The sequence below is a fragment of the Neobacillus drentensis genome (genome assembly GCF_036965645.1).
Taxonomy (GTDB): Bacteria; Bacillota; Bacilli; order Bacillales; family Cytobacillaceae; genus Neobacillus; species Neobacillus drentensis_D.
This window is the reverse complement of sequence record NZ_JBALPZ010000118.1, coordinates 36,613-43,739: the sequence shown is the minus strand read 5'-3', so window position 1 is coordinate 43,739 and position 7,127 is coordinate 36,613. Positions and strand designations below refer to the sequence as shown.

The following is a 7,127-nucleotide window of genomic DNA, read 5'->3' as shown; positions in this document are numbered from 1 at the left end:
CAATAGTATATAAGAGATTGATTGTTATGCTTTTTCTCCATTTGTCAATAAAACATTGGCGTCTTTTTGACAAAAAAAAGAAGCGGTATTTAAATACCGCTATTTAAATCTGCGTTTTTTCATTATCTCAGAATAAAGTATATAGGGGAGGATACCAAACCACCGGTACCAGAAATCTGCTTTCGTTTGTTTCTTTTCAATCCGGTTTCGTTTCCGTTCGTCCTTTGGCTGGTCAACATATTTTACTATGGTTTGGGTCATATATTTGACATAATCATTTGTTTTCATGGACACACCTGCCTTTTTACACCTACATTTTGTCCATTTTTTAATAAGTTCATACCGTTTATTTGACTTCTAACCATTTAATCAAAGTTTTTGAACGTGAATCGAAGTAGCCATAACCAGCGATAGCATCATGCGAATCAAGAATGAGGGTGAAATCCACTATTTGTATGAGAGAAGATGGATTCTCCACCCGGTAGTTCATTGTTCCATTTGCATACACAAATGTCCCTTTTGCAGGGATGGTACTGCGCAATTGGTATATCGATTCCACTTTTTTTGCGGAAGACAAAAAGTAATATTCCTGCTTAAGAATTTCTGTCGTTTCAAGTGCCATTTTCCGTTCTGATAGTAATTGTTCAATATGCATCGAGAAAAAAATGAGAAATAGGAGTAAAGTGCATAAAGTAAGTGGATAAGTAAACCCATTTTCATTCCTTTTCATGTGCTTCTATTCCAATTTAGGAAGGAGTAGGCAATAATTGAATATTCTTTTCCCCATAAATCCACAACGGTGATTTTCACGGCATTGTTGTTTACAATTGAAAATGAATATTGTGAAACATTTTGGAGCATGATCTCGTGTCCGGTTGAATTGACTCTTCGTCTGAGGCTTGAACCATAGTTTTCATATTGTATGGTGTCTGAACCTTTTGTTAAAATCAACCGGCCAGATAGAACCTCAGCATGGGAGACTGATGCTATTTCTTTTGTGACTTGACTGCAAAAAACGTTCCATTCCATACCTTGCAAATCCATTTGTGTACTTTTGGGGTTTAAAAGGATTTGGAAAATAGGGGCCATAAAGAAAACAATCGTGGAAAAGACCGAGAAAGCAATCAATACCTCCACTAAGGTAAAGGCTCTTTCATTCAAGAACACCACAAACATTGGCTTCCGGATGAACTGAATTCTTTTCAACCTTTACACACACCTCCTTTTGACCGGCCGAATTAGTATCCGTCCAAATAATTTTATATTCGATATTATTCTGAATAAGGGTGTAATTAGAGAATGAGCGGCTGTCAATTATTTTTGCGTTCAGTTCTTGATACATAAATCTTTGTGCGGTTCGCATTACCTCTAATTTACTGGTTTGGTCTCTCACTTCCATTAATAAGGGGAGTAAGAATAGGCAGATCATTAACATCGTTGAAAGTGACAGCAGTAATTCCAGAAGGAAATAACCTTTATTGTTCTGTAACATAAAATCGTCCCATCCCAATTAAGAAAATCACCCGATAATTTTTTTTCTTTGTTTGAATAAAAAAGGTACCAACTTTATTGACATTACCATCAGGCAGGAATTTGAAATAGAGGGGGAGCGTTCCTTCAATAAGATAAATATTAGTGGAGTAATTTCGCTCTAGGATAGGCGGCCGGTCAGTATTTGCAAGTACATAATATCTGTATTGATCGGGCTGTATCAAAATTGATACCTCATGCTGATGAGAAATAGCATATTGTTGTGAATAGAGGAGATCCGACCTTAATTGTGAGATAAAGGCTTTATCTTCCAGGACAAAATGCTGCGGCTGTAAAGTAAACGCTGTAATGGAAGAAATAATCATGAATATTGAAAGAACGAGTAATGACTCAACTAAAGTAAAGCCTTTTTGATTTTTACTCATTTCGTTTTATTCTGCTTTAGCTATCGCAGTGACAGTACCTACAGAATCGATTTCAATTTCTTGTCCATTCGGGCAGCCTTTGATGTCCTTTAGATAGCCTTCTGATTTTAATTCAGCGAGTGTAGGAATTTTATTTTTCTCCATTTGGTAGGATTGAACTTGAGCTTGGACCATCTTCACGTAGGCTTCGCAACCTTTACTGTTAATATTTGAATTGTGCTTGGCAACATTAGGAATGGTAATCATTAACAAAACGGAAATTATTAACATAACAATCATCATCTCAATTAGTGTAAAACCTTTTTCATTTTTCATCATTTTAAGTAACCTCCATTTTTAGATACTATCAAGTAGATGGAACATTGGTAAAAGAATCGCTAAATACATAGAAACAACTAAACATCCTATAAAAATGTATAGAATTGGCTGGATCGTTTTTAAACTTTTTTCAATTTTCTCTTCCATACTGCTGACACAATGTTTACTAAAGAATAGTAATTCTTGCTCTAATTTCCCATTCTCCTGGCCATGTTTGATAATCATGGGGAATTCCTTTTCGAAGAATGAAAAGGATCCAATAATCGTTTCTAACTTTTCCCCAGTTACAAGTTTGGCTTTAATGTCCATGGCTAATCTACTATAAAATGGTTGTTTGTGATTATTTTCAAAAAGTGAAAGTGCCTCAGAGACGGATATGCCACCAGATAATAAAAAACTTAATTGAATGGAAAAGTAGTGTGTAAACAGTAATTTGAGGATGCTGCCGGCAACGGGGATGCGAACAAGTTGAGCTCTTTGTTTGAGGACAGAGAGTTTACGAAAAACAGAAAAATAATAGACTGCTGTCAGTAAGAGGAAGGTTAGGACAGCCCCGATGGCTGTGGGAAAATAATGGTCAAACGCATAAAGGACCTTAGTGAAAAAATTTTCCTTAAGTCCGAGCGAGGCAAAAAGCGTTGTAAATCTCGGCAGCAAGGTATTTTCAATAAAAATAAAAAGAAACCCAGTAATAAACATCAATAATAATGGATATTGCAAAAGTTTTAAAAGCTTTTGTAAATCCTTATCTTTAATTAGTGCTAGTTCACTTCCTTCCAAGAGTGCTTCAGCAAAACTGCCATGCTGTTCAGCAAAATAGACATAACCGACCAGATCTTTCTGAAAGCCTAAATTGGTCAAAACGACATGAAAAGGAGTGCCCTGTTTTAACTCTACTAAACAACCATATAATTCCTCCTTTCGATTGGATGATAATTGCAATGCTATGGATTCAATTGCCTCCGCAATTGGGTACCCCCGTAATAGTAAGTCACCTATTCTTTTTAAGAAATAAGCTTGTTCACTTACTGGCCATTTATGACGGCTCATCTTCATACACCAGCCGTTCGTATTCGGATTCTTGAATGTAACCTAGAGCAATGCCCTTGTTAATTACTTCTTTTAATGTTCGGTAATGCGTTTTTAACATTTCCCCTTTGGCTGCTCTCATTACACTATTTAAATTACGGCCTGATAGAAGTTCAAAAACACTTGCTCGTTTCCAGCGCCCATAGGCATGACACAATGGTGAACATTCCCCTTCACAATAAGGACAAGTAAGTTCAACTAATCTTTGAGCAGTAACTGCAATCAAGGTTTGCTCGACTTCAAGCCAATTGACACCAAATTCACGGAGACGGTAAACAGCCCCTTTTGCGTCACGTGTATGCATAGTGGATAAAACTAAATGGCCTGTCAGTGCTGCTCTGACAGCGATTTTAGCGGTTTCAGCATCCCTAATTTCACCAACCATGATAATATCAGGGTCATGCCGGAGTATCGCTTTGAGACCGGCTGCATAGGTAACCCCTGCTTTTTCGTTTACTTGAACTTGCAATACTGAGTCGTAGTTTTTTTCGATAGGATCTTCAAGGGTGATTACATTGCGATGAAAGAGATGGGCTGTTTCATTTAGCAGGGAATAAAGAGTTGTGGTTTTACCTGAACCAGTTGGACCGGTAAATATGATTAATCCGTGTGCATGCTTGAGCAGGGCTAATAGCTTTCTGGTCATAGAAGGGAATAATGAGAGCTGATGGAAGGGGATTTGCTCCTGTTGTGGTAAAAGCCGGATGACAAGGCTCTCTCTATTATTTGAAGGGAGTGTGGAAAGCCTAAGGCCCATTAATTGTCCGTCTACTTCACAAAAAACGGCTCCACTTTGAGGACGTCTTCTTTCACCAATGTCCATATTCGCAGTGAATTTAAAATGTGAGATTAATCTGTCGCATTCATCTTTTGGGAGTGACAATCTGGGAATAAGTTTGTTTGTTAAACGGATTTGAACGAGTGTGTCATTCTTTCGAGGAATAATGTGAATATCTGTTGCTTGATTTCGGACGGCATCTTTAATGATTCGATTAGCTAGGATTTCAATCGAGCTTACAATTGGTACCACCACCTTTTTATTTTTTCATAAATCATAATTCGACAAGGTTCCTGCTTTTCCTTTTTTATTTTTAATTAACTAAAAAAAATTGTGACTATTCAGTGACAGGCACCATGTGAAATATTCACATGGTGCCTGTCACTGTTAACTGTCTAAATATAGTGATTAAGTGTTTTATATAGCCTTTTCAGTTAGGTAAAAGAGACCGCCATTGATGAAAGAGATGTTGATTTTAGGCTCATATTGTTCTTGCAGGGCTATTTTTTCGGTTTCATAGTTCTCATTATCTTCTTCTTCATCTTCATAAAAATGATTCAGGAGCCGTAAGTCCTGTTCCCACCGTTTTCGTGCCTCTTCGGCCCAAGAATGGTCATCCTCTGAAATCACGGATCTTAAATAGTTTTCAACCCTGCTCATCCCGCTTTTTGGTCTAACCAGCGGGGATAAAGTAAAAGAATAGTCCGGTATTTTAGGAGTCAATGCGATTTTCTGTAGTCGTTCGTGAAAATCTTCGACCATTTGTCCGTTTATAAGCTGTAAACCGATGGACTTAAAGATATCTCGCTTTCGGTCACATTGATAGGAGATTTTTACATTCATACACAACCAAGGAAACAAAGCTGTCTGACTTTGGTGGTACTGATGTTTCTCGTATAAACGAATATAGCTGGCTAACTTTTTAGTTGAAGCAAATATTTGATGAAGCCTTGGAGAACCAAAATGGATAATTTCTCCCCTCATATTCTCGGGCGCCTTTTTTTGATCGGTGATAAAGGTTAAGCTCATTGGATTAGGGATGCCGCCAGTTTTTTCAAGATAATGCCAGTAAAAGGGGCGATTCATCAATTCTTTATCAAGCTCAACGGTTAACTGGACGATTAAATATCCAGGTTTATTCTCAATAATAGGGCAATCGTTTGCTTGAAAATAAGTAAGAAGAAAATTATGAATTTCCTGCTGCTGCATGTGATTCATCCTCCTTCATTGATTGTGCAAACTCAATCATAGATGATAAATTCTCCATTTTAATTCGCATTTCACCCTCAGAACTAGATTGGCCAAAAATATCAATAAGATGGTCTTCAATATTCCCAAACTCAAGTTTTGTTAGGATATCATCCAATTCACCAATGACCTTTTCAAAAAGGTGGATCTTTTCATAAAGCAACTTTAAAATATGCTCTTCAACGGTACCCTTGATGGCAAAATTATAAATCATGACATCCTTTTCCTGACCAAGACGATGTATCCGTCCAATCCGCTGTTCAAGCCGCATCGGGTTCCATGGCAGATCAAAATTAATGATATGATTACAGAACTGCAGATTGATTCCCTCACCGCCGGCCTCAGTAGCGATAAGGACTTGTGCATGTTTTTGAAACAATTCTCGCATCCAGTCTTTTTTACCGCGCTTAAAACCGCCGCGGAAAGGAACAGAGCTGATTCCGTGCTGCTTCAAATACCATTGCAAATACATCTGGGTAGCACGATATTCAGTGAAAATAATCACCTTATCATTTACCTGCTGGATTAATTCGAGGGCTTTTTCTGCCTTGGAATTTTGCTGGACAGCTTCAACTTTCTTAATTAAATACTCGATTTGTTCTTCAAAAGCAGGAGTTGGATTCTCTTTCTTTTGCAGCATGTTTTTTAGTGTATAGAAAACAGCTTCACGGCTTGAGCAAGCTTCACGCTGTAAGGTCATTACCGAAAAAGCACTTGTTTGAGCCCAATCACCTTCGCTTTTCAGCATCGAGATAGAATCATACAAATCTTTCTCAGCAGAAGAGAATTCGATTGGTATGGTTTCGACCTGTCTTTTTGTCCATTCAATACCAGTGTCAGCGCGGCGATTTCGAATCATAACCTTATTCACTAATTCTTTTAAATGCTCATCATCATTTAATGAGCGGGCATCTCGTTTATATTTTTCATAGAAGGCCGTCTCACTTCCCAAATGCCCAGGCTTTAGGAGTGAAACGAGATTAAAGATCTCCTCGATTCGGTTTTGGATAGGTGTGGCGGTTAATAATAAACAAAATTTCTTTTTAAGGTTTTGAACAAATTCGTAGTTTTTTGTTTTGTTATTTTTCAGTTTATGTGCCTCATCAATGATAATGAGATCGTAATCCAGATTGTTGATAATGTCCCGGTGAGGATTTCGCTTCGCTGTATCAATTGAAGAAACAACGACATCGCACTGTTCCCAGACATAACTTTTCCTCTGAGTTACGGCAGGGATAAAAAATTTGCTGTTTAGCTCAATCGCCCATTGGGTTACCAGAGAAGCAGGAACGAGTATTAATACCTTTTTTACTAAGCCGCGAATCATGTATTCTTTTAAAATTAGTCCAGCTTCAATTGTCTTTCCAAGTCCCACTTCGTCCGCTAGAATGGCTTTACCATTCATGCTTTCAATCACCTGTTTCGCTGTTTCAAGCTGATGTGGGAGAGGTGTTAAATTTGGAAGATGGTTTGGAGCTTGTAACCCTTCGAACTCAGGGATGACTAAATGTTTTTCAACATCAATTGCTAGCTTAAAAAGCTCCCAGTTCCCCCACGGACCATCGTTGTCAATTCTATGTAAAAAATCATCCTGCCACGAGGAATCAAATTCAATTTCAACTGACATCTTTTCAGCTCCTTTTTATACAATGTTGTGTGATGAATATTGCCAATTAAAGTGTTTTCTCTTGATAATAAATTTATTGCCCAATGTTGTAGTTTAATGGTAGGATGGTAATAGCTTAGAATGTTTTAAATATTTTAATAACATTATTTAT

At 37.5% G+C, this 7,127-nt stretch carries 10 protein-coding genes; all 10 read right to left on the bottom strand.

The window, feature by feature from the left end:
* Positions 1-99 precede the first annotated feature (99 nt).
* A complete protein-coding gene (locus V7266_RS20725) occupies positions 100-288 on the bottom strand; it encodes a YqzE family protein (protein WP_335470517.1) in 189 nt (62 codons plus the stop codon).
* Positions 289-346: 58 nt separating this feature from the next.
* Entirely contained in the window at positions 347-730 is a 384-nt protein-coding gene (gene comGG / locus V7266_RS20720) for a competence type IV pilus minor pilin ComGG (protein WP_335470516.1), read from the bottom strand.
* Positions 727-1,206, bottom strand: a complete 480-nt coding sequence (gene comGF / locus V7266_RS20715) for a competence type IV pilus minor pilin ComGF (RefSeq protein ID WP_335470515.1) — start codon at positions 1,204-1,206, stop codon at positions 727-729. Before comGF ends, comGG begins: the two co-directional genes overlap by 4 nt.
* A complete protein-coding gene (comGE, locus tag V7266_RS20710) occupies positions 1,154-1,492 on the bottom strand; it encodes a competence type IV pilus minor pilin ComGE (RefSeq protein ID WP_335470513.1) in 339 nt (112 codons plus the stop codon). The genes comGF and comGE overlap by 53 nt, the downstream gene beginning before the upstream one ends.
* The gene (gene comGD, locus V7266_RS20705; protein ID WP_335470512.1) at positions 1,476-1,916 is read right to left on the bottom strand and encodes a competence type IV pilus minor pilin ComGD; all 441 of its coding nucleotides are present in this window, start codon (positions 1,914-1,916) and stop codon (positions 1,476-1,478) included. Before comGD ends, comGE begins: the two co-directional genes overlap by 17 nt.
* Before the next feature lie 6 nt (positions 1,917-1,922).
* A complete protein-coding gene (comGC, locus tag V7266_RS20700) occupies positions 1,923-2,231 on the bottom strand; it encodes a competence type IV pilus major pilin ComGC (protein WP_335470519.1) in 309 nt (102 codons plus the stop codon).
* A 21-nt stretch (positions 2,232-2,252) separates the two neighbouring features.
* Entirely contained in the window at positions 2,253-3,284 is a 1,032-nt protein-coding gene (gene comGB, locus V7266_RS20695; protein WP_335470511.1) for a competence type IV pilus assembly protein ComGB, read from the bottom strand.
* On the bottom strand, positions 3,271-4,353 hold the full coding sequence (gene comGA / locus V7266_RS20690; RefSeq protein WP_335470510.1) for a competence type IV pilus ATPase ComGA: 1,083 nt from the start codon (positions 4,351-4,353) through the stop codon (positions 3,271-3,273). The genes comGB and comGA overlap by 14 nt, the downstream gene beginning before the upstream one ends.
* A gap of 165 nt (positions 4,354-4,518) precedes the next feature.
* The gene (locus V7266_RS20685) at positions 4,519-5,310 is read right to left on the bottom strand and encodes a YqhG family protein (RefSeq protein WP_335470509.1); all 792 of its coding nucleotides are present in this window, start codon (positions 5,308-5,310) and stop codon (positions 4,519-4,521) included.
* Positions 5,288-6,976 (bottom strand): DEAD/DEAH box helicase, encoded by a 1,689-nt coding sequence (locus tag V7266_RS20680; RefSeq protein ID WP_335470508.1) that lies wholly within the window; start codon positions 6,974-6,976, stop codon positions 5,288-5,290. The genes V7266_RS20685 and V7266_RS20680 overlap by 23 nt, the downstream gene beginning before the upstream one ends.
* Positions 6,977-7,127: the final 151 nt, after the last annotated feature.

Bases quoted from the DNA above. Each gene is read 5' to 3' on its own strand.
- V7266_RS20725 (WP_335470517.1), bottom strand. From the start codon at position 288: ATGAAAACAAATGATTATGTCAAATATATGACCCAAACCATAGTAAAA.
- comGG (WP_335470516.1), bottom strand. From the start codon at position 730: ATGAAAAGGAATGAAAATGGGTTTACTTATCCACTTACTTTATGCACT.
- comGE (WP_335470513.1), bottom strand. From the start codon at position 1,492: ATGTTACAGAACAATAAAGGTTATTTCCTTCTGGAATTACTGCTGTCA.
- comGD (WP_335470512.1), bottom strand. From the start codon at position 1,916: ATGAGTAAAAATCAAAAAGGCTTTACTTTAGTTGAGTCATTACTCGTT.
- comGC (WP_335470519.1), bottom strand. From the start codon at position 2,231: ATGAAAAATGAAAAAGGTTTTACACTAATTGAGATGATGATTGTTATG.
- comGB (WP_335470511.1), bottom strand. From the start codon at position 3,284: ATGAGCCGTCATAAATGGCCAGTAAGTGAACAAGCTTATTTCTTAAAA.
- V7266_RS20685 (WP_335470509.1), bottom strand. From the start codon at position 5,310: ATGCAGCAGCAGGAAATTCATAATTTTCTTCTTACTTATTTTCAAGCA.
- V7266_RS20680 (WP_335470508.1), bottom strand. From the start codon at position 6,976: ATGTCAGTTGAAATTGAATTTGATTCCTCGTGGCAGGATGATTTTTTA.